The following is a 17,775-nucleotide window of genomic DNA, read 5'->3' on the forward strand; positions in this document are numbered from 1 at the left end:
CCGGGGCTAGAGCGCGACGCCGAGGAGCGCGTCGACGACGGCTCTGACCTGCGACGGCGCCGCCTCGTCGGGCCCGTCGGCGGCGGCCCAGGCGTCGACGGCGGCGAGGGCGGCCGGGGCGTCCAGGTCGTCGGCGAGCCCGGCGCGGACGGCGTCGGCGACGGGCGCGGCGGGCGGGCCGGACGCCCTGCCCACGGCCGCGCGCCACCGGTCGAGCCGCGCGGCCGCCGCGTCGAGCCCCTCGTCCGTCCATTCCCAGTCGGCGCGGTAGTGGTGCGCGAGGAGCGCCAGCCGGATCGCCATCGGGTCGGTGCCGGACTTCCGCAGCTTCGACACGAACACGAGGTTGCCGCGCGACTTGGACATCTTCTCGCCGTCCAGCCCGACCATGCCCGCGTGGACGTAGGCGCGGGCGTGCGGGCGCTCGCCGGTGGCGACCTGGGCGTGGGACGCGCTCATCTCGTGGTGCGGGAACGCCAGGTCGGAGCCGCCGCCCTCCACGTCGAACGCCATCCCGAGGTACTCGATGGAGATCGCCGAGCATTCCACGTGCCAGCCGGGGCGGCCCTCCCCGAACGGCGACTCCCAGCCGGGCTCGCCGGGGCGCCGCGCCATCCACAGCATCGGGTCGAGCGGGTCGCGCTTGCCGTCGCGGTCCGGGTCGCCGCCGCGCTCGGCGAACAGCGGCGCCATCTCGTCCCGGGTGAGGCGGCTGACCTGCCCGAACGACGGGTCGGACGCGACGGGGAAGTACACGTCGCCGGCGAGCTCGTAGGCGGCGTCCCGGCCGCGCAGCTTCTCGATCATCTCGACGATCAGCGGGATGGCCTCGACCGCGCCGACGTAGTGGTCCGGCGGCAGGACGCGCAGCGCCGTCATGTCGTCGCGGAAGAGCTGGATCTCCCGGTCGGCGAGGACGCGCCAGTCCTGCCCGGTGTCGCGGGCACGTTCCAGCAGGGGGTCGTCGACGTCGGTGGCGTTCTGGACGTAGTGGACGCCGTGCCCGAGGTCCCGCCAGAAGCGGTTCACGAGATCGAACGCCAGATAGGTGTTCGCGTGGCCGAGGTGCGTCGCGTCGTAGGGGGTGATGCCGCACACGTACATGCGGGCGGTCGGGCCGGGCTCCGTCGGCCGGGTCGTCCCCGTCCCGGTGTCGTGGAGGCTGAGCGGCCTGGCCGCCGCTGGCAGCCCCGACGCGGGGAGGCTGGGGACTTCGGGTGCCGACCACGATCGCATATCGAAAGCTTAGCCATGCGCTCTCAGCGGGTTCGCGGCGAGATCGCACCAAGCGCCGCGTAGCGCCCGGCGTGCCGGGTTCAGCCGGACCGGACGCGCGGGTCGAGGACGGAGTACCCGATGTCCACCAGCAGGTTCGCGGCGATCACGAACAGCGTCACGGTCAGCGTCACCCCGATGATCACCGGGGTGTCGCCCGCCGCGATGGACTGGTAGACGAGCTGGCCGACGCCCTGCAGCCCGAACACCTTCTCGGTGACGACGGTGGAGCCGACGAGCGCGCCGAGGTCGACGCCGAACTGGGTGACGACCGGGGTCAGCGCCGCCCGCAGCCCGTGCCGCAGGACGACCCGCCGCTCCGGCAGCCCCTTGGCGCGGGCGGTGCGGACGTAGTCCTCGCCGAGGACGTCGAGCATCGCGCCGCGGGTGAGGCGGGTGTAGGTCGCGAGCATCAGCAGCGCCAGCGCGATCCACGGCAGGGTCATCCGGCGCAGGAAGTGCTCCTGCATCGGCGGGCCCGCCTCGAACAGGTGGAGGCCCGCCTGGCCGAGGCCCGTCGCAAAGGCGTACAGCAGCACGAGCGCCAGCACGAACGGCGGCGTGGACAGCCCGACCAGCACGAACACGGTGGCGGCGCGGTCCCACAGGGTGCGCGCGCGGGTGGCGCTCAGCACGCCGAGCGCGACGCCGCCCGCGGACCACAGGCACGCCGCGCCGCCGACGAGCCACAGCGTCGTCGGGAGCCGCTCGGCGATCAGCGCGGACACCGGCGTCCCGTTGACGTAGGAGTCGCCGAGGTCGCCGCGCAGCAGCCGCTCGGCGAACCGCCAGTACTGGACGAGGACGGGCCGGTCCAGCCCGAGGCCGCCGCGGATCCGGGCGAGGGTCTCGGCGGTCGCCCGCGGCCCGCCGATCACCCGCTCCACCGGGACGGGCGACACGTGCAGGAACACGAACACCAGCGTGGACACGAGCCACAGCACGGTGACCGAGTACAGCAGGCGGCGGAGGACGTGGCGCGGCACCGCCCCGGTCACCTCCCGCGCCGGGCCCGGCCGCCCGGGCCGAGCGCGTCGCGGATCCCGTCGCCGATCAGGTTGAACGACAGCGTCGTCAGCAGCAGCAGCGCCCCGGGGACGGCGAGCAGCCACCACGCCGTGCGGAACACGTCGCCGCCCTCCCCGAGCATCGACCCGAGGCTCGGCATCGGGGGCCGGACGCCCGCGCCGAGGAACGACAGCGTCGCCTCGAACCCGATCGCCGCCGGGATCTGCAGCGAGGTCAGCACGGTGACCTGGGCGGCCAGGTTCGGCAGGACGTCCGCCAGCATGATCCGCGCGTTGGACGACCCGGCCGCGCGGGCCGCGTCGATGAACTCCCGCCGCCGCAGCGCGAGGACCTGCCCGCGGATCACCCGCCCGAACGCCGCGAACGAGAAGAACGCGATCACCAGAGTGGTCATGGCGAGCCCCGCGCCCGCGGAGGACACCTGGAACGTCGTCGCCAGCGTGATCGCGACGAGCAGGTAGGGCAGCGCGAGCGTCATGTCCATCAGCCGGGCGAGAAGGGTGTCCGTGAGCCCCCCGGCGAACCCGGCGAGCGTCCCCGCGAGCGTTCCCGCCACGGACGCGAGGAGCGCCGCGCAGACCCCGACGACCAGGGAGATCCGGGTGCCGTAGGCGGCGCGGACGAGGACGTCGCGGCCGAGCTGGTCGGCGCCGAGCGGGAACTCCGCGCCGGGCCCGCGCGGCTGCCCGTCGACGTCGAGCCCGGTGGCCGGGAACGTGGCGTCGTAGGGGTGCCCGGTCAGGTGCGCCCACAGCGGCGCGAGCAGCGCGAACACCCCGACCGCGAACAGGACGGCGAGGGCGGCGACGGCGGCCCGGTCGCGGCGGAACCGCGTCCAGGCGATCTGCACCGGGGTGCGCCCCCGCACCGGCGGCGGCGCGGCGCCCCGTTCCGGCGACCGCGGTAAGACGGGGAGGACGTCGCCCTGCCCCCGTGCCCCACCTGCCATCCGCCGCACTCCCCGTCTGCCGATGACCGGGCGGTCCCCGCCGCCCCACGAAGATCGCGATGAGTAGCAAACCTAGCACCGAGCGTCACGCGCCCGCGCCCACTCGGCGGAAAACGGCTACAGCACGCGCGTCCAGGCCCCGGCGTCCCCGGGCGCGGCGGAGAAGTCGTACCGCACCCCGTCCCGCCCCAGAGCCACGAGACTGACGGAGGTGGTCCCCCAGACCCGCCCGTCCCCCAGGTCGAGCAGCGGAAGCAGCGCCCGATGATCCGCCCGAGGCAGCCCGCCCCCGTTCAGCAACGGCAGCCACTCCCCCCAAGCAACATCGACCGGGTCCCCAAACCCAGGTGAAGGCCGCCCCACAGCCTCCAGCCGAGGCCGGAAGTAATCAAGCCGCGCAGCCATGTAGGCGTCCTCAGTGGCCCCTTCGAGCTGCCCCTCCCCCTCAAGCCCACTGTTGACGATCATGTGGAGCCCGGCCCCCAGCTCCCGCTCGCTGACCTCGGCCCCGTCCCAACTCCACAGCCGAACCCGCCCAGGCTCAGCCACCAGCAGATGGAACGGATCGAACCCGCGAAGATCGAGCTCCCCCAACTTCCCCTCGGAAGCAGCGACCAGGGGCAGTTCCCCCCGCGAAACCCGAACCGCCTCATCAGCCAGCCGCCCCCGCCCGTTGAGCACGGTCGCGACCCGAGGCGCCCCGGGCTCCACAGCGAGCCAGGTCCCCCCGGCCCGCAGATCCCGCCCCCCGACGACCGAAGGCCGATCCCCCCAGTAAGCCCGAGGCGCCTCCCAGGACCGAGCAACGAACTCGTCTCGAACCCCCACAACCAGGACAGGCACCACAGACCCCGGATCAACATGAACGATCGCCGTACACATCCCCCAATTCCAACACCAGCGACATTTCCCCAACCCCCCGGGTCCCGCCGAGCCGAACGCCCTCCCCGGACGAAACCTCAGCCGGGGTCACGGGGTGGGCGGCCGGAGGCGCCCCAGCGCCGGAGGCCGCCCACCCCGCCGACGCAGGCGACCGCAGCGACGCGAAGGGCACCCGCACAGGCGCAAAAGACGGAAACAGCGGCGTGAGGATCGCCTGCGTCGCCCGGGGGGCGTGGGGGGTCGCCCCCCACACTAAAGGGGCGGCCAAGGGATGGCCGGCCAGTCCTCGGGCGGGTACGGGTGGATGCGGTGTTTGAGCATCAGTTCGACGCGCCGCCGGGTGGCGTCGACCTCGGCGGGGGTGAGGAGTTCGGAGAGGCGGGCGGCGAGGGGCCCGCCGCGCAGGGCGGCGTGGACGCGGCCGAGCGCGTCGAGGGCCTCGGGGGTGAGGGGTTTGCCGCGCCACTGCCACAGGACGGTCCTGAGCTTGTACTCGACGGAGAAGCACACGCCGTGGTCGCAGCCGTAGACGTGGCCGTCGCCGGGGGGCAGCAGGTGGCCGATCTTGCGGTCGGCGTTGTTGACGACGGCGTCGAAGACGGCCATGCGGCGGATGGCGTCGTCGTCGGAGCGCGACAGGCCGACGAGGTCGATGTCGGGGTCGGGTTCGACCCACAGCTGGACCATGCCGGGCCCGTAGGGGCCGTCGCGGTGGACGGTCGGCGGGACGGTCCCCCAGCCCATCGTCTTGGACACCTCGTAGGCGGCGACCTCCCGCTCGGCGAGGGTGCCGTCGGGGAAGTCCCAGAGGGGGCGCTCGCCGGCGACGGGCTTGTAGACGCAGGCGGCGGTGCGCCCGTCGTGCTCGATGGAGCAGTACAGGGTGGCGTTGGACGCCTGGACGAGCCGGCCTTCGACGCTGATCCGCCCGGCGGACAGCAGCCCCTCCGCGGCGGCGACGTCCCGGGGGTGCACGGGGCGTTCGGACGCGCCCTGCCCGGCGGCGTCGCCGGCGGGGGCCCGGTCGCGGGAGGACTGCGTCATGGCCTCATTCTCCCGGCCGCGCCGTCCATGATCCAGCACAACGGGTCGTCATCTCAGCCGAGGTATCCGTTCTGCCGGGGGCACACGTGGCCCTCGGCGTCGAGGGGCAGGCCGCACAGGGGGCAGGGCGGGCGCCCGGCGGCGACGACCTTCAGGGCGCGCTCGGCGAACGCGCGGGCCTGGGCGGCGCTGATCCGGACGCGGAGCACGGCGATGGCGGGGTCGTCCTCGCCGACCTCGGCCTCCTCCTCGGTCTCGGTGACCTCCTGCGCCTCGATGACGACCTGCTCGTCGTCGGGGTCCCAGGCGAGGGCCATGGTGCCGACCCGGAACTCCTCCTCGACGGGCTGGTCGAGCGGGCCGTCGTCGAGCAGCTCGGACGGCGTGACGGCGGGCACGGGGGCGTCGCCGCCGCTGCGCCGCAGCACCTCGTCCAGGAGCTCCTCCAGCCGTTCGGCCAGCAGCGTGACCTGGAACTTCTCCAGTCCGACGCTGGTGACCCGGCGGCCGGAGCGCGCCTGCAGGTAGAAGGCCCGGTCGCCGGGACGCCCGACGGCGCCGGCGACGAACCGCTCCGGCGGGTCGTAGGAGATGACGGGCATGACACCGACCCTACGCGCCGCCGCCGACGGGCGCGTCACCCGGCCCGAGTCCGGCTTTTCCGGCGCCCTCCCCCGGCGGTTCCGGAACGAGGGCGGCGACGTCGCCGCCGGTGTCGTTGACGCGGACGACGAACGGCCGCGTCTCGGTGTACCGGATGACGGTGAGCGACGCGGGGTCGGCCTGGATCCGCTGGAACTGGTCGAGGTGGAGGCCGAGCGCGTCCGCGACGACCGCCTTGATGATGTCGCCGTGGCTGCACACGGCGTAGAGGGCGTCGGGCCCGTGCTCGGCGGCGATCCGCTGGTTCCAGTCGCGGACGGCGGTGACGGCGCGGTGCTGCGCGCCCGCGAGCGACTCCCCGTCCTCGCCGGGGAACCGGACGGCGCTCGGGTGGGCCTGCACGACCCGCCACAGCGGCTCCTCTGCCAGCTCCTTGAGGGGGCGGCCGGTCCAGTCGCCGTAGCGGACCTCGCCGAACCGGTCGTCGGTCTCGACCTTCCCGGCGGGGCCCGTCCGGCCGGCGGCGACGGCCTCGGCGGTCTCGGCGCAGCGGTCGAGGGGGCTCGCGACGACGGCGGCGAGCGGCAGCGGCGCGAGGCGGGCGGCGAGGGCGGCGGCCTGCGCGCGGCCGCGCTCGTCGAGGCGGACGCCGGGCGTCCAGCCGGCCAGCACGGGGCCGGTCATCGCGGTCAGGCCGTGCCGCACCAGGAGAAGGGTGGTCACACCGGCCACTCTAAGAGATCACGGAACGTCCGGCACGGCCCGGGCGCGCCGCGGATGCGGGACAATGCGGGCTGTGATCGTGGACAAGGCCATCTACGCCGACGGGACCCGCCGCGACATCGAGGGCGACATCAGCGACGCCTTCGACCTCGCCCGCGAGGAGGGCGACTGCTTCGTCTGGATCGGGTTGTTCGAACCCGACGAGGAGGAGTTCGAGCTGGTCAAGGACGAGCTCCAGCTCCATCCGCTGGCCGCCGAGGACGCCGTGTCGGCGCACCAGCGGCCGAAGCTGGAGCGCTACGACGACACCCTGTTCATCGTGCTGAAGACGCTGACCTACATCGACGAGACGTCCGACATCGAGGTCGGCGAGATCATGGTGTTCCTCGGCCCCGACTTCGTCGTCACCGTGCGGCACGGCGCGGGGAACCCGCTCGGGCCCGTCCGCAAGCGGCTGGAGGACTCCCCCGAGATGCTCATGCACGGCGCGACGAGCGTGCTGTACGCGGTGTGCGACGAGGTCGTCGACCGGTACGGCATCGTCGCGCACGAGGTCGAGGTCGACATCATCGGGCTGGAGCGGGCCGTGTTCGACCCGTCCGCGCGCGACGTCACCGAGGACGTCTACTCCCTGAAACGGGAGGTGCTGGAGTTCCGCGGCGCGGAGGACCCGCTGGTCCCGGTGCTGACGGAGATCGTGAAGGGGCGGGTCGCCGAGTGCGGCTCGACCCGCGAGTACTTCCGCGACGTCCTCGACCACCTGCTACGCGTGGACGAGCAGGTCGACGCGCACAACGAGCTGCTCAACAGCGTCCTGACCGCGCATCTCGCGCTGCTCGGCAAGCGGCAGAACGAGGACATGCGGAAGATCTCCGCGTGGGCGGCGATCATCGCGGTGCCGACCGCGATCGCCGGGATCTACGGCATGAACTTCAACCAGATGCCCGAGCTCCACTGGAAGTACGGATACCCGCTGGTCATCGTGACGATGGCGGTCGCGTGCACGCTGCTGTTCCGCCGCCTCCGCAAGAGCGGCTGGCTCTAGTCCACGGCGTCGTGCGGGACGGTGTCGTGCGGGACGGTGTCGTGCGGGACGGCGTCGCGCGGCGCGGGTTCGGCGAGCAGGACGGCCCACAGGTGCGACTCGGCGCCCCGCGACTCCAGCCTGCGGCGCAGCCGCTCGACGCCGCCGCGGGTGGGCAGCGCCAGCCACAGCAGCAGCGGGTATCCGAGGACGAACCCGGCGGCGAACACCAGCTCGCTCTGCCCGGCGATCGAGAGAGGCATACCGAGCACGATCACGGCCTCGGCGAGCGCGAACCGCGCCAGCAGCGCCTGCCGGAACAGCGGCAGCGCCGCCGCGGCGGCGCGGCGTGGGTCGTCCTCCGGGGCCATCGGGCGCGGCGTGCGCGGCCCGGCCAGCGCGGCGGCCCCGGCGGCGGCGGCCAGCGGGGCGAACAGCCAGGGCGCCGGGTCGTCCGGGCCGCCGACGACGATCAGCGGCGTGATCGCCAGGATCAGCACCGGCGCGGCGGCGAGGACGAGCATCAGCAGGCGCATCCGGCCGAGCTCGGTGCGGCCGCGCAGGGACGCGAGGTAGCCGGGGTCGTCGCCCGGACCGGCGCCGAACGCGGGCGCCGCGCCCGGTCCGCCGCCGCCTTCCGGCGCGTCCGGGGAGTCCGTCGAAAAGGGAGGTGGCGCCATGGTCGCGCACCCTAGCGCGGCGGCGGGCGGCGGCAACAGCCGTCCCGCGGACCGCTACATTTGCCGCCTATGAAGGAGCGTCACCTCGGGCGGAGCGGGCTGCTGGTGTCCCGGCTGGGCCTCGGCACCATGACCTGGGGCCAGGACACCGAGCCGGACGAGGCCGCGGCGCAGCTCGTCGCGTTCGCCGAGGCGGGGGGCACGCTCGTGGACACCGCCGACGTGTACAACGACGGCGACAGCGAGCGGATCCTCGGGCACCTGCTGCGCGAGCTGGTCGACCGGGACGGCCTCGTCGTCGCCACCAAGGCCGCGATCAGGCCGAACGGGCGCTACGACGGGTCCCGGCGGCACCTGCTCCGCGCCCTCGACGCCTCCCTGGACCGCATGGACCTCGACCACGTCGACCTGTGGCAGCTCCACGTCTACGACCCGGCGACGCCGCTGGAGGAGACGCTGTCCGCGCTGGACGAGGCCGTCGCGTCCGGCCGGACGCGCTACGTCGGCGTGTCGAACTACGCGGGCTGGCAGGTGGCGAAGGCCGCCGCGTGGCAGCGCGCCTGGCCGGGCCGCGCGCCGGTCGTGTCCGCGCAGCAGGAGTACTCGCTGCTGAGCCGCGACATCGAGCGGGAGGTCGTGCCCGCCGCGCTGGACGCCGGGGCCGGGCTGCTGCCGTGGTCGCCGCTCGGGCGGGGCGTGCTCACCGGCAAGTACCGCACCGGCATCCCCGCCGGGTCGCGCGCCGCCGCCGCGCACTACGCCGAGTTCGTCAAGCCGTACCTGGACGAGGAGTGCTCCCGGATCGTCGAGTCGGTGGTGACCGCCGCCGAGGGCCTCGGCCGCTCCCCGCTCGCCGTCGCGCTCGCCTGGGTCCGCGACCGGCCGGGCGTCGCCGCGCCGATCGTCGGTGCGCGCACGGCGGCGCAGCTCGGCGTGATACTGGAGAGCGAGGACCTCACGCTGCCGCACGAGATCCGGGCGGCGCTGGACGACGTCTCCGACACCGCGACGGGAAGCCCGTGACCGACACACCCCGCCCCGCCCCTGGACCGGACGGCCCGTCTCACGCCGAGCGGGCGGCGCGCGCCGCCGAGGCGATGCGCGCCGCCGAGGCCGCCGCTGCCGCTCCCGGCAGAGCGCCGGAGCCGAAGCCGGAGGAGGACCGCGCGCCCGCCCCCCGGAACGGCGCGGCGGCGGCGCAGGACGGCCTTCCCGCCCTGGCCGAGCTGTTCGCCGCGACGGGCGTGCCCGCGCCGCTCGCGGCCCGCGCGGCCGCCCGCCTCGGCCCGGGCGCCGCCGGACGGCTCCGCGACGACCCGTGGCGGCTGCTGCGCGTCCCCGGCGTCGCGCCCCGGCAGGCCGACCACTTCGCCCGCGCCGTGCTCGGCGACGCCGCGCGGCCGGACGACCCGCGGCGCGGCCGGGCGCTCGTCCTGCACCTGCTGACGGAGGCGGCGCGCGGCGGCCACACGGTGACGCCCGTGGCGGACGTCGTGTCCGCGCTGGAGCGCGTGCGGGTCGGCGACCCGCGCCGGGCCGTCGAGGCGGCGCTGGACGAGGCGGACGTCCTCGCGCTCACCGAGGAGCCCGAGTTCGACGAGGAGTCCTTCGCCGAGGACGCCGAGCCGCCCGAGCCGGAGGAGACGCTCGGCCCCGCGCGGTGGGCGCTCGCCGAGGAGGCGGCGGCCGAGGGCTTCCAGCGGCTGACGCTCACCGCCGTCCCGCTGCTGGACGACGCGGCCCTCAAGGAACTGCGCGACGGCCTGCCCGAGGACCGCTCCCTCGCGCTCACCGCCGCGCTGCGCACCGGGGTGAGCGTCCTGCGCGGCACGCCCGGCGACCTGGAGCGCGCCGCGCTCGGCGTCGCCGCCGCGGCGGCCGGTCAGGGCCTGCGGGTCGCGGTCGCGACGCCCACCGACCGCGCCGCCGCCGACCTCGCCGCCGACCTCGCTGCCGACGCGGAAGGCGTGACGGTGGCGAGCCTGCACCGGCTGCTGGAGCCGCGCGACGACCCGTCCGCCGCGCCCGGCGCGGTCGTCTACGGGCGCGGCGAGCGGGAGCCCTTCGAGCTCGACCTGGTCGTCGTCGCGGACGCGGCGGCGCTCGACGTCGAGCTGTGCGCCGTGCTGGTCGAGGCGTGCCCCGACGGCGCCCACCTGGTGCTCTGCGCGGAGCCCGGCGCGCCGCCGCCCACCGGTCCCGGACGCCCGCTGGACGACCTTGAGGCGTCCGAGACCGTCCCGGTGGTGACGCTGGACGCGGCGCCGTCCGGCCCGGTGGGCGCGCTGACCGAGGCGGTGCGCGGCGGCGACCTCGCCGCCGTGGACGCCCCCGGACGCGAGGTCGTCATCGTCCCGGCCGAGAGCCCCGGCGAGGCCGTCCACCGGGCCGTGCAACTCGTCACCGACTCGATCCCCCGGGCGCTCGGCATCCCGGCGGAGGACGTCCAGATCGTGACGCCCGCCGCGGGCGGCGACGCGGGCGCGGGCGCGCTGAACGCGGCGCTCAAGGCCCGGCTGAACCCCGGCCCCGGACGGTTCGCCGGGCTCGACCCGGGCGACCGCGTCGTCGTCGCCGCGCCGCTCCCCTGCGCCCCCACCGGCGAGACCGGCGTCGTCACCGGCGGCGGACCGCACGGCCTGGACGTCGAATTCCCCGGCGGCGCGGCCGTCGTCGCTCCCGCCGACGCGGCGCGGCTCCGGCACGGCTGGGCGGTGCCGGTCGCGCTGGCGCGCGGGACGCGCCGTCCCGGCGTCGTCGCCGTCCTGACGCCGGACGGGCTGTCCCGGCCGCTCGTGGCCACGGCGTTCGGGCTGGCGCGGCGGCACCTGTCGGTCGTGCAGGCCGCCGGGCCCGCGCTGGCCAAGGCGGTCCGCGAGGAGGAGGCCCCCGGACGGCGCACCCGCCTGGCGAGACTCGTCGTGCGGTAACTCGTTGTGCGGTAGGGCGCCCGAGGGTCGCGGCGGAGTAAAGAAACCGCCGTGCCGTGGTTTACTCACCCCCTCTTATGGGACACGATGTCAACAAGGGTGAGGGACGGCATCGGGTGGAGGACCAACATGCCCCAGCGGCTCGTGCGGCTCGGTTCGGCGTCGGCGGCGGTCTCCGCCGGGGCGATCGTCCTGGTCATCTCCGCGGGCCCGGCCGACGCGGCCGCCGCGGAGATCTGCAAGAAGGGAACCGACCCGGCGAGCACGGTCGAGAACTGGAAGTGCAACCTCGGCAACCTGCGCGACGCGATTCTCCCGAAGAGCCCGGCCGCGCCGGCGCCCGCCCCGACCAGAACCGCGGGCACCGCGCCGAAGAAGACCTCGAAGACGACGCCGCACAAGCTGCCCGCGCGGACACCGTCCCGGCGGGCCGCGCCGCCCGGCGCTCCGGCGCCGTCCACGATGACCGACGCGCGCGGCCTGCGCCCTTACGGGGGCGCCGCGCCGCCGTCCGGGTCGCTCGTCCCGCCCGGCGCGCCGCCGGGCGTCCTGCCGTCGCCGGAGGTCGCCGACCCGGACGTCTACCAGACGTCCGGCACGCCGCGGACCCGGCTCATCTCCCCCGTCGCCGCCACCGAGGGCGGCACCGCCCGCACGCCGTGGGTCGCCGCGGCCGCCGGGGCGGCGGGCGCCGTCGCCGCGCTGCACCTCAGCGTCGCGGGCCGCGCCCTCCGCCGCCGCGCCGCCCCGGGGCGCCGCTGACGTCCCGGAGACGGCCGGTACCGGCGCGAAGACGAGAGGCCCCTCCCGCGCGGTGGGAGGGGCCTCTCCTCGCGTTCAGAGGCTCGTACGGCGCGTCAGAGGCTCACACGGCCGTGCTACATCGCCGGGGCGCCGACCGAGTGCAGGCCGCCGTCCACGTGGACGATCTCGCCCGTCGTCGCCGGGAACCAGTCCGACAGCAGCGCCACGCACGCGCGCGCCGTCGGCTCGCTGTTCTTGAGGTCCCAGCCGAGGGGCGCCGCCTGCGCCCAGATGTCCGTCAGCCCCTCGAAGCCGGGGATGCTCTTCGCCGCCATCGTGGCGAGCGGGCCCGCGGCGACGAGGTTCACCCGGATGCCCTGCGGCCCGAGGTACTTGGCGAGGTAGCGGGAGCACGACTCCAGCCCGGCCTTCGCCACGCCCATCCAGTCGTACACCGGCCACGCCTTGGAGGCGTCGAAGTCGAGCCCGACGACGGACCCGCCGTCCTTCATCAGCGGCAGGCACGCCATCGTCAGCGACTTCAGCGAGTACGTCGACGCGTGCACGGCGGTCGCGACGTCCTCCCACGGCGTCTCCAGGAACGTGCCGCCGAGCGCGGTCTGCGGCGCGAACGCGATCGCGTGGACGACGCCGTCCAGGTGGTCGAAGCCGTGCTCGCGCAGGTTCCCGGCGAGCGCGCCGAGCTGCTCGGAGTTCGTCACGTCCAGCTCGATCACCGGGGGCGGCGAGTCGGGCCCGGACGGCAGCCGCTTCGCCGTCCGCTGCGTCAGCGTCGGCCGCGGGTAGGCGGTCAGCGCCACCTCCGCACCCTGCTCCTGCGCGACCCGCGCGATGTGGAAGCCGATCGACGCGTCGGTGAGGACGCCGGTGACCAGGATCCGCTTGCCTTCGAGAATGCCCATGACCGTCAGTGCCCCAATCCCCGTCAGTGACCCATGCCGAGGCCGCCGTCCACCGGGATCACGGCCCCGGTGATGTAGGCGGCGTCCTCGCTCGCCACGAACCGCACCGCCTTCGCGATCTCTTCCGGCCGCGCGATCCGGCCGAGCGGCACCGCCGCGGTGATCGACTTCTGCTGGTCCTCGGTCAGGACCGCCGTCATGTCGGTGTCGACGAACCCCGGCGCGACCACGTTCACCGTGATGCCGCGCGAGCCGAGCTCGCGGGCGAGGGACCGGGCGAAGCCGACCAGGCCCGCCTTGGACGCGGCGTAGTTGGACTGCCCCGGCGAGCCCATCAGCCCCACGACCGAGGAGACCAGGACGATCCGTCCCGACCGCTTGCGCATCATGCCCTTCACGCCGCGCTTCGCGACCCGGTACGCGCCGGTGAGGTTCGTGTCCAGGACGGACATGAAGGTGTCCTCGCTCATGATGGCGAGGAGCGTGTCCTTGGTGATCCCGGCGTTGGCGACCAGCACCTCGACCGGGCCCTGCTCCGCCTCGACCTTCGCGAACGCGGCGTCGACGTCCTCGGCGCTGGTGACGTCGCACCGCACGCCGAACAGCCCCTCGGGGGGCTCGCCCGACCGGTAGGTGACGGCGACCGCGTCGCCCGCCGCGGCGAGCTCCCGGGCGATCGCGAGGCCGATGCCCCGGTTCCCCCCGGTCACGAGGACAGAGCGACTCATCACGACCCTCTCGTCTGCTGCACGTCCGTGCATTTCACCGACTGTTCCGCTGTGGCTGCGGGTCGACCCTAGCGGCACCGGGCGGCACTGCGGATGTACCGACCCGACAAGATCCGCGCACCCCGTTTGTTCAGGCCGCCGCGCGGTCTCACCCGCATGTCCCGCACGGTATCCCGCATGGGCGCGGCGGGTAGGTTGCCAAGGGTGCATGACATCGATCCAACCTTCCTCTCGCTGCCGCTCCGCGCGCTGGCGGACGCGGCCCTCGCCCGCGCCCGGGAGCTCGGCGCGGAGCACGCCGACTTCCGTCTCGAACGCATCCGCAGCCAGACCCTCAGGCTGCACGACGCCGCCCTGGAGACCGCCCTGGACGCCGACGACGTCGGCCTGTCGGTCCGGGTCGTCAAGGACGGCACATGGGGGTTCGCGGCGGGCATCGACCTCACCCCGGACGGCGCGGCCCGCGTCGCCGCGCGGGCCGTGGAGGTCGCCGCCGTCGCGAAGGCCGTCAACCGCGAGCCGATCGAGCTGGCCCCCGAGCCCGTCCACGGCGAGCGGACGTGGGTGTCGGCGTACGAGACCGACCCGTTCACCGTCCCGACCGCCGACAAGGTCGCGCTCCTCGCCGACTGGAGCCGCCGCCTGCTCGGCGACGACCGCGTCGACCACGTCGACGCGACCCTTCTCCAGGTCAAGGAGAACAAGTTCTACGCCGACCTCGCCGGGACGGTCACCACGCAGCAGCGCGTCCGGCTGCACCCGGTGGTGAACGCCGTCGGCATCTCCGGCGGCCTGTTCGACACGATGCGGACGCTCGCGCCGCCCGCCGGGTACGGGTGGGAGTGGCTGTCCGGCGCGCACTGGGACTGGGACGGCGAACTCGCCCGCATCCCCGAGCTGCTCGCCGAGAAGCTCGCCGCGCCGTCCGTGGACCCGGGCGTGTACGACGTGGTGGTCGACCCGTCCAACCTGTGGCTGACGATCCACGAGTCGATCGGGCACGCCACCGAGCTGGACCGGGCGCTCGGCTACGAGGCCGCCTACGCGGGGACGTCGTTCGCCACGCCCGACAAGCTCGGGAACCTCCAGTACGGCTCGAAGGTCATGAACGTCACCGGCGACCGCACCGCCGAGCACGGCCTCGCGACGATCGGGTACGACGACGAGGGCGTCCAGGCGCAGGCGTTCGACATCATCGCCGAGGGCCGGTTCACCGGGTACCAGACCGACCGGCGGATCGCGCGCCTCACCGGCGCCGACCGGTCCAACGGGTGCGCGTTCGCGGACTCGGCGTCCAGCATGCCGATCCAGCGGATGGCGAACGTGTCGCTGAAGCCCGCCGAGGGCGGGCCGTCCACCGACGAGCTGATCTCCGGCGTCGACCGCGGCATCTACATCCTGGGCGACAAGAGCTGGTCGATCGACATGCAGCGGTACAACTTCCAGTTCACCGGGCAGCGCTTCTACCGGATCGAGAACGGGCGCCTGGCCGGGCAGCTCCGCGACGTCGCCTACCAGGCGACCACCACCGACTTCTGGAACTCGATGGAGGCCGTCGGCGGGCCGCGGACGTACGTGCTCGGCGGCGCGTTCAACTGCGGGAAGGGACAGCCGGGGCAGGTCGCGCCGGTCAGCCACGGGTGCCCGTCCGCGCTGTTCCGCGGCGTCAACATCCTCAACGCCCTGAAGGAGGCCGGACAGTGAGCACGATCAGGCCGCAGGACGCCGTGGAGCGGGCCCTGGCGCTGTCCCGCGCGGACGAGTGCGTCGTCATCGCCGACGAGGCGAGCACCGCGAACCTGCGGTGGGCCGGGAACACGCTCACCACCAACGGCGTCACCCGCTCCAACCGCCTCACCGTCATCGCGCTGCGGCACACCGCGGGCGGCGTCGCCGCGGGCGTGGTGTCCCGGTCGGCGGTCGGCGCCGACGGGATCGAGGACCTCGTCCGCGCCGCCGAGGCCGACGCCGCCGGCAACGAGCCCGCCGAGGACGCCGCCCCGCTCGTCACCGCAGCCGCCTCCGCGAACTGGGACGACGACCCCGCCGAGACCGGCATCGGTGTGTTCGAGGGCGTCGCGCCCGCGCTCGGCGAGGCGTTCGCCGCGGCGAGCGCCGCCGACCGGCGCCTGTACGGGTTCGCCAACCACGAGCTGACCTCGACGTTCGTCGGCAGCTCCGGCGGGCTGCGGCTGCGGCACGACCAGCCGACCGGGCTGCTGGAGCTGAACGCCAAGGGCTCGGGCGGCTCGGCGTGGGCGGGCGTCGGCACCGCCGACTTCGCGGACGTGGACGTCCCCGCCCTCGCCGCCGACCTGTCCCGCCGCCTGGACTGGGGCGAGCGGCGCGTCGACCTGCCCGCCGGGCGGTACGAGACGGTCCTGCCGCCGTCCGCCGTCGCCGACCTGATGATCTACCTGTACTGGTCGGCGGGCGCGCAGGACGCGCAGGACGGGCGCACCGTGTTCAGCGCGCCCGGCGGCGGCACCCGGGTCGGCGCGAAGCTCGCGGACCTGCCCGTCACGCTGTCCAGCGACCCGGCCGCGCCCGGCCTGGAGTGCGCCCCGTTCGTGATCGCGCACGCGTCCAGCCGCGAGTCGTCGGTGTTCGACAACGGCCTCGCGCTCGGCCGCACCGACTGGATCGCGGACGGCGCGCTCGCCGCGCTCACCCAGACCCGGCACTCCGCCGAGCGCACCGGGCTGCCGCTCACCCCCGCCGTCGACAACCTGACGATGACCGGGCCGGACGGCGGCGCGTCGCTGGAGGACATGGTCGCCCGCACGGAGCGCGGGCTGCTGCTGACGTGCCTCTGGTACATCCGCGAGGTCGACTCGCAGAGCCTGCTGCTCACCGGCCTGACCCGCGACGGCGTGTACCTCGTCGAGGACGGCGAGGTCGTCGGGGCGGTGAACAACTTCCGGTTCAACGAGAGCCCGGTCGACCTGCTGTCCCGCCTCACCGAGGTCGGCTCGACGGGCCCGACGCTGCCGCGCGAGTGGTCGGACTACTTCACCCGCGCCGCGATGCCCGCCCTGCGCGTCCCCGACTTCAACATGTCGACGGTGTCACAGGCGTCCTGACGCCGCTCCCGCGGCCCGGCCCGGCTCCGTGCACGCCGGGGCGGGCCGCGGGGCGCTCGGGCGTCCTCAGCGCCCGCGCAGGGGGGTGGGCGGCGGGCCGGTCAGGTGTCTTCGAGGCGGAAGCCGACCTTGAGGGTCACCTGGAAGTGGGCGACCTCGCCGTCCTCGATGTGGCCGCGGACCTCCTTCACCTCGAACCAGTCCAGGTGGCGGATCGTCTCCGAGGCCCGCCGGATCCCGTTGCGGACGGCGGTCTCGACCGACTCCGGCGAGGTCCCGACGATCTCCGTCACCCGGTACGTGCGATCGGTCATGGCGTTCCTCCCATGTCTTGACCCGTACTCCTGTCGCCAGTCGGACGCCTTGGGCTTACCGTGGAAACGTGAGGGTCAATCACCACCATCACCGCGAGCCGGCGGTCTACACGGTCACCGACGCTCCCCGCCCCATGTCGGAGGACATCGGCCACCGCCAGCGCCGGTACCTGATGTCGATGGCGGTGCGGACCGGCTGCTTCGTCGGCGCGATCCTCGCCGCCGTGGCGGGCGCGCCGGTCTGGCTGGTGATCCTTCTCGTGGTCGGCGCGCTCTTCCTGCCCTACGTCGCGGTGATCGTCGCGAACGGCGGACGCGAGCCGACGGCCTCGGCGTCCTTCGGCGACGCCGCGGGACGGGACGAGGCGCGCGAACAGAAGCCGGTTTCCGGACAGCGACCGGAAATCGGGTCGTGACATTCTCTTGACTAACCGCGGGGGGTTTCGGTGTACGATTTGTACCGGCGCTCTGGTCCCCCGTCGGAGCGCCCGTGCCGGTGTTCCGGGCCCCCGTCGGAACACCGATGATGCGGCGCCGGGTGGATTGCCCCCGTATCCACCCGGCGCCGCTTTTCAATGTCCGGGGCCTTCTCCTGGGTCTTTCGCGAGAAGCCGATGACCCGCGCGTGACCCGCAGACGCCCGCACCCGGCCCCGACCGGCCCGTCCGCGGCGCCCCGGCCCCGCGACTCCCGGCCATAGGCACATCCGGGCGGGAAGACAACCCCCGGCGGTGGCCTGGTCCGGCCAGAGGCCGAAACCCGGGGGAGGCGAACTTTTCCTCCTTCGCACTCGTGCGGCGTCCGCGCCGATCCGAACCGGGCCCCGGTGCGTACTGCTGGACGC

Annotated in this window: 18 protein-coding genes; 7 read left to right on the forward strand and 11 right to left on the reverse strand. The window is 74.5% G+C overall.

The features are described from left to right. Positions 1–6: 6 nt before the first annotated feature. The 7 genes from mshC to FXF68_RS32005 form a co-directional block, all read right to left on the reverse strand. Positions 7–1,236, reverse strand: a complete 1,230-nt coding sequence (gene mshC / locus FXF68_RS31975) for a cysteine--1-D-myo-inosityl 2-amino-2-deoxy-alpha-D-glucopyranoside ligase (RefSeq protein WP_148765798.1) — start codon at positions 1,234–1,236, stop codon at positions 7–9. 80 nt (positions 1,237–1,316) lie between these two features. Continuing rightward, the gene (locus FXF68_RS31980; RefSeq protein ID WP_148765800.1) at positions 1,317–2,261 is read right to left on the reverse strand and encodes an ABC transporter permease; all 945 of its coding nucleotides are present in this window, start codon (positions 2,259–2,261) and stop codon (positions 1,317–1,319) included. 8 nt (positions 2,262–2,269) lie between these two features. Further along, positions 2,270–3,253, reverse strand: coding sequence for an ABC transporter permease (locus FXF68_RS31985; RefSeq protein ID WP_148765802.1), 984 nt, complete (start codon positions 3,251–3,253; stop codon positions 2,270–2,272). 117 nt (positions 3,254–3,370) lie between these two features. After that, positions 3,371–4,135: an NRDE family protein gene (locus FXF68_RS31990; RefSeq protein WP_148765804.1), complete on the reverse strand. Its 765-nt coding sequence runs from the start codon at positions 4,133–4,135 to the stop codon at positions 3,371–3,373. Between the two features lie 252 nt (positions 4,136–4,387). Continuing rightward, positions 4,388–5,179 (reverse strand): SCO1664 family protein, encoded by a 792-nt coding sequence (locus tag FXF68_RS31995; protein WP_148349298.1) that lies wholly within the window; start codon positions 5,177–5,179, stop codon positions 4,388–4,390. A gap of 53 nt (positions 5,180–5,232) precedes the next feature. Further along, complete coding sequence (locus tag FXF68_RS32000; RefSeq protein WP_148765806.1) at positions 5,233–5,781, reverse strand: DUF3090 domain-containing protein; 549 nt, start codon at positions 5,779–5,781, stop codon at positions 5,233–5,235. 10 nt (positions 5,782–5,791) lie between these two features. Then, positions 5,792–6,505 carry an MSMEG_4193 family putative phosphomutase gene (locus FXF68_RS32005; RefSeq protein WP_148765808.1) on the reverse strand — a complete coding sequence of 238 codons (714 nt, stop codon included), beginning with the start codon at positions 6,503–6,505 and terminating at the stop codon, positions 5,792–5,794. A 64-nt stretch (positions 6,506–6,569) separates the two neighbouring features. On the opposite strand from FXF68_RS32005, the gene corA reads away from it, so the two are divergent. After that, positions 6,570–7,550, forward strand: coding sequence for a magnesium/cobalt transporter CorA (gene corA / locus FXF68_RS32010; RefSeq protein WP_187438195.1), 981 nt, complete (start codon positions 6,570–6,572; stop codon positions 7,548–7,550). On the opposite strand, the gene FXF68_RS32015 is transcribed toward corA, so the two are convergent. Further along, positions 7,547–8,209, reverse strand: a complete 663-nt coding sequence (locus tag FXF68_RS32015; RefSeq protein ID WP_148765812.1) for a hypothetical protein — start codon at positions 8,207–8,209, stop codon at positions 7,547–7,549. The genes corA and FXF68_RS32015 overlap by 4 nt on opposite strands. Before the next feature lie 69 nt (positions 8,210–8,278). Between FXF68_RS32015 and FXF68_RS32020 the strand changes: the two genes are divergently transcribed. The 3 genes from FXF68_RS32020 (at position 8,279) to FXF68_RS32030 (ending at position 11,901) form a co-directional block, all read left to right on the forward strand. Beyond that, a complete protein-coding gene (locus FXF68_RS32020) occupies positions 8,279–9,232 on the forward strand; it encodes an aldo/keto reductase (RefSeq protein WP_148765814.1) in 954 nt (317 codons plus the stop codon). Continuing rightward, the gene (locus tag FXF68_RS32025) at positions 9,229–11,139 is read left to right on the forward strand and encodes a helix-hairpin-helix domain-containing protein (RefSeq protein WP_246179057.1); all 1,911 of its coding nucleotides are present in this window, start codon (positions 9,229–9,231) and stop codon (positions 11,137–11,139) included. The genes FXF68_RS32020 and FXF68_RS32025 overlap by 4 nt, the downstream gene beginning before the upstream one ends. A 129-nt stretch (positions 11,140–11,268) precedes the next feature. After that, positions 11,269–11,901, forward strand: a complete 633-nt coding sequence (locus FXF68_RS32030) for a hypothetical protein (protein WP_148765816.1) — start codon at positions 11,269–11,271, stop codon at positions 11,899–11,901. Positions 11,902–12,017: 116 nt separating this feature from the next. On the opposite strand, the gene fabI is transcribed toward FXF68_RS32030, so the two are convergent. Together fabI and FXF68_RS32040 are read right to left on the reverse strand one after the other, a co-directional pair. Then, the gene (gene fabI / locus FXF68_RS32035) at positions 12,018–12,806 is read right to left on the reverse strand and encodes an enoyl-ACP reductase FabI (protein WP_148765818.1); all 789 of its coding nucleotides are present in this window, start codon (positions 12,804–12,806) and stop codon (positions 12,018–12,020) included. Positions 12,807–12,829: 23 nt separating this feature from the next. Continuing rightward, a complete protein-coding gene (locus FXF68_RS32040; RefSeq protein WP_148765820.1) occupies positions 12,830–13,534 on the reverse strand; it encodes a beta-ketoacyl-ACP reductase in 705 nt (234 codons plus the stop codon). A gap of 204 nt (positions 13,535–13,738) precedes the next feature. On the opposite strand from FXF68_RS32040, the gene FXF68_RS32045 reads away from it, so the two are divergent. Both FXF68_RS32045 and FXF68_RS32050 read left to right on the forward strand, forming a co-directional pair. Further along, positions 13,739–15,238, forward strand: a complete 1,500-nt coding sequence (locus FXF68_RS32045; protein ID WP_222870165.1) for a TldD/PmbA family protein — start codon at positions 13,739–13,741, stop codon at positions 15,236–15,238. A 5-nt stretch (positions 15,239–15,243) separates the two neighbouring features. After that, positions 15,244–16,617 (forward strand): metallopeptidase TldD-related protein, encoded by a 1,374-nt coding sequence (locus FXF68_RS32050; RefSeq protein ID WP_148766160.1) that lies wholly within the window; start codon positions 15,244–15,246, stop codon positions 16,615–16,617. A 101-nt stretch (positions 16,618–16,718) separates the two neighbouring features. Here FXF68_RS32050 and FXF68_RS32055 read toward each other — a convergent pair whose 3' ends face one another. Then, positions 16,719–16,931, reverse strand: coding sequence for a dodecin (locus FXF68_RS32055; RefSeq protein ID WP_148765824.1), 213 nt, complete (start codon positions 16,929–16,931; stop codon positions 16,719–16,721). A 68-nt stretch (positions 16,932–16,999) separates the two neighbouring features. Between FXF68_RS32055 and FXF68_RS32060 the strand changes: the two genes are divergently transcribed. Then, positions 17,000–17,347 carry a DUF3099 domain-containing protein gene (locus FXF68_RS32060; protein WP_246179058.1) on the forward strand — a complete coding sequence of 116 codons (348 nt, stop codon included), beginning with the start codon at positions 17,000–17,002 and terminating at the stop codon, positions 17,345–17,347. Positions 17,348–17,775 lie beyond the last annotated feature (428 nt).

The sequence above is a fragment of the Actinomadura decatromicini genome (genome assembly GCF_008121305.1).
GTDB classification, from domain to species: Bacteria; Actinomycetota; Actinomycetes; order Streptosporangiales; family Streptosporangiaceae; genus Spirillospora; species Spirillospora syzygii.

What these genes read in the sequence shown, in the direction of transcription:
- FXF68_RS32000 (WP_148765806.1), bottom strand. Translation starts at nt 5,781, where the DNA reads ATGCCCGTCATCTCCTACGACCCGCCGGAGCGGTTCGTCGCCGGCGCC.
- FXF68_RS31985 (WP_148765802.1), bottom strand. Translation starts at nt 3,253, where the DNA reads ATGGCAGGTGGGGCACGGGGGCAGGGCGACGTCCTCCCCGTCTTACCG.
- FXF68_RS32020 (WP_148765814.1), top strand. Translation starts at nt 8,279, where the DNA reads ATGAAGGAGCGTCACCTCGGGCGGAGCGGGCTGCTGGTGTCCCGGCTG.
- corA (WP_187438195.1), top strand. Translation starts at nt 6,570, where the DNA reads ATGCGGGCTGTGATCGTGGACAAGGCCATCTACGCCGACGGGACCCGC.
- mshC (WP_148765798.1), bottom strand. Translation starts at nt 1,236, where the DNA reads ATGCGATCGTGGTCGGCACCCGAAGTCCCCAGCCTCCCCGCGTCGGGG.
- fabI (WP_148765818.1), bottom strand. Translation starts at nt 12,806, where the DNA reads ATGGGCATTCTCGAAGGCAAGCGGATCCTGGTCACCGGCGTCCTCACC.
- FXF68_RS31995 (WP_148349298.1), bottom strand. Translation starts at nt 5,179, where the DNA reads ATGACGCAGTCCTCCCGCGACCGGGCCCCCGCCGGCGACGCCGCCGGG.
- FXF68_RS32040 (WP_148765820.1), bottom strand. Translation starts at nt 13,534, where the DNA reads ATGAGTCGCTCTGTCCTCGTGACCGGGGGGAACCGGGGCATCGGCCTC.
- FXF68_RS32030 (WP_148765816.1), top strand. Translation starts at nt 11,269, where the DNA reads ATGCCCCAGCGGCTCGTGCGGCTCGGTTCGGCGTCGGCGGCGGTCTCC.
- FXF68_RS32015 (WP_148765812.1), bottom strand. Translation starts at nt 8,209, where the DNA reads ATGGCGCCACCTCCCTTTTCGACGGACTCCCCGGACGCGCCGGAAGGC.
- FXF68_RS31990 (WP_148765804.1), bottom strand. Translation starts at nt 4,135, where the DNA reads ATGTGTACGGCGATCGTTCATGTTGATCCGGGGTCTGTGGTGCCTGTC.
- FXF68_RS32055 (WP_148765824.1), bottom strand. Translation starts at nt 16,931, where the DNA reads ATGACCGATCGCACGTACCGGGTGACGGAGATCGTCGGGACCTCGCCG.